Source organism: Nonomuraea sp. NPDC059023 (assembly GCF_042740095.1).
Classification (GTDB): domain Bacteria; phylum Actinomycetota; class Actinomycetes; order Streptosporangiales; family Streptosporangiaceae; genus Nonomuraea.
The window spans coordinates 1-1,827 of the sequence record NZ_JBHYIO010000124.1; the positions used below are offsets into that span (position 1 = coordinate 1).

A 1,827-nucleotide genomic window follows, 5' to 3' on the forward strand; every position below is an offset into this window, starting at 1 on the left:
CAGGATCGGCACGGGACCGGTGGCGTCCTCGGCCATCACCCCGTCGAGCTGGGTGACCCAGGTCTCGTCGGTGTAGACCAGGCGCAGCCACTCCTGCTCGCTCATCTCCGCCCGCCGTACGGGTGCCCAGCCGAGGCCGGTCTCGTGACGATAGACGGCATCGCCGATGAAGAGCTCGCGGGGCACCTCCTCCAGCGCGGAGCGCCAGGGCGCGGAGGCGACGTCGGCGGCCAGTTTGCGGCGCAGGTCGGCGGCCAAGGTCATCGGTGCCATCCTTTCAGAGGGCGTTCCGCGAGTTGATGCCCGTGATGTCGCAGTGTGATCGAGTGGTTTTGTAGCGTTACCACCTATCGGTGGGGACACCTCTGCTGAGATGGCCGGGTGAGCGAACGCAAACCGTACCCGAGCGACTTGTCCGACGAGCAGTGGACGCTGATCGAGCCGGTCATCACCGCGTGGAAGGCCGCGCACCGTTCCGTCAGCGGCCACCAGGGCAATTACGCGATGCGCGAGATCGTCAACGCGATCATCTACCAGGGCCGGACCGGCTGCCAGTGGGACTACCTGCCGCACGATCTGCCACCTGGCAGCGCGACCTACTACTACTTCGCCAAGTGGCGCGATGACGGCACCGCCCAGAAGATCCACGATCTGCTGCGCTGGCATGTGCGGGAGAACAAAGGCCGATTAGCCGATCCGAGCCTGGTCATCCTGGACACCCAGAGCGTGCACGCCGCGGCCGGCGTCCCCGCCACCACGACCGGGAAGGATGCCGCCAAGAAGGTCCCAGGCCGGAAGCGAGGTCTGGCCGTGGATGTGTTCGGTCTGGTCATCGCGGTGATCGTGTCTGCAGCATCGGCACACGACAACGCCTTCGGGAGCGGCCTGCTGGACCGCGTCGCCGCCCAGACCTCCGGCACCGTGACCAAGGCCCTGGTCGACCAGGGATTCAAGAACTCGGTCGTCGATCACGGCGCCCGGCTCGGGATCGATGTGGAGATCGTCGAACGCAACCCCGCCGACCGCGGGTTCGTCCCCCAGCCGAAACGCTGGGTCGCCGAGCAGACCTATGGCACGTTGATGCTGCACCGGCGCCTGGTCCGCGACTACGAACACCTGCCGGCCAGCTCCGAGTCACGGGTGCATTGGGCAATGACCGCCGTCATGGCCCGGCGCCTGACCCGCGACGTCGCCCCCTCCTGGCGGTCCTCATGACCAGACCTGACCAGCAGGCGCGCGATCCCGGCACATGGCTGCTGGACAAGATCGATGCCCGCGAGCAGACCGTGACCTGCCACATCGAACAGACCCGGACCGAGATCGACACCCTGACCGCGCGGCTGCGCGACCTCGAACAAGCCGCCGAGCACCTGCAGATCACCCGCAAAACCCTCCTGGCCCTCGCCGACGAACCCGAGGCCGACACCATCCCACCGGCTCCAGTACTGCCCGACCACCCCGCCTACCGGCAGATCCTGGATGTCTTCGGCGACCTCGACCGCCCCCTGCGGGCCCGTGACCTGTGTCAGGCCCTGGACCTGCCCATCATCCCCAAAAACACCGAGAAGATCCGCGCCAAGCTCAAACGCCTGGTCGGCCAGGGCGTCCTCGTTGAGACCGAGCCCGGATTGTTCACTCAGCCACGTCCATAGCTCGGCAACGACATCCCCCGTCACCCCGCCCTACCCTGCCCAAGCGCCGAAAGGGACATCAACTCGCGGAACGCCCTCTCAGAGGACGTTCGTGCTGACTCTGTGGTGGTTTAGGTAGGCCTGCGGCCTGTCCTGGATCACCCATGGTGGGGTTTTCGAGAAGAACGTCGGGGCG

Annotated in this window: 2 protein-coding genes and 1 pseudogene; 2 read left to right on the plus strand and 1 reads right to left on the minus strand. The window is 66.7% G+C overall.

The annotated features are described in order from the left end of the window. Positions 1-264: pseudogene (locus ACFWYW_RS59315) on the minus strand (methyltransferase); the annotation flags it as partial. A gap of 117 nt (positions 265-381) precedes the next feature. Here ACFWYW_RS59315 and ACFWYW_RS59320 point away from each other — a divergent pair. Together ACFWYW_RS59320 and ACFWYW_RS59325 are read left to right on the plus strand one after the other, a co-directional pair. Beyond that, positions 382-1,215, plus strand: a complete 834-nt coding sequence (locus ACFWYW_RS59320; RefSeq protein ID WP_379628312.1) for an IS5 family transposase — start codon at positions 382-384, stop codon at positions 1,213-1,215. Then, on the plus strand, positions 1,212-1,652 hold the full coding sequence (locus tag ACFWYW_RS59325) for a hypothetical protein (RefSeq protein WP_379628314.1): 441 nt from the start codon (positions 1,212-1,214) through the stop codon (positions 1,650-1,652). Before ACFWYW_RS59320 ends, ACFWYW_RS59325 begins: the two co-directional genes overlap by 4 nt. The last annotated feature ends 175 nt before the right edge of the window (positions 1,653-1,827 follow it).